Source organism: Bifidobacterium pullorum DSM 20433, from assembly GCF_000771405.1.
Taxonomy (GTDB): domain Bacteria; phylum Actinomycetota; class Actinomycetes; order Actinomycetales; family Bifidobacteriaceae; genus Bifidobacterium; species Bifidobacterium pullorum.
The window spans coordinates 1-343 of sequence record NZ_JDUI01000005.1 but is presented as its reverse complement, the minus strand read 5'-3'; the positions used below and the strand labels follow the sequence as shown (position 1 = coordinate 343).

Sequence of the window (343 nt, the reverse complement as noted above, 5' to 3'; positions counted from 1 at the left end):
CCGATGGTGGTGAGCACGCTGATGCTGGTGGTCCGCGTGATCGACGCGGTCGCGGCGCCGATCATGGGCGGCATCATCGACGGTACACGCAGCAAGTACGGGCGCGCCCGTCCGTGGCTGTTGTGGGGCCTGCCGTTCCTGGTGCTGCTGTCGATCCTGACGTTCTCGGACTTCAACTTCTCGGGCACGGGCAAGGTGATGTATGCGTATATCACGTACATCGGTCTTGAGCTGGCGTTTATGCTGGTGGACACGTCGAAGGCGGCGTTGGTGAACACAATCACCGCGGACGGTCAGGAGCGCGTGGTGCTCAACTCGTGGCGTTCGGCCGGCGGCTCGATCA

Annotated in this window: 1 protein-coding gene; it reads left to right on the top strand. The window is 63.3% G+C overall.

The features are described 5' to 3' along the window. Positions 1–343, top strand: a 343-nt coding sequence (locus OU11_RS03290; RefSeq protein ID WP_033514501.1) for an MFS transporter, incomplete at both ends; no start/stop codon positions are given.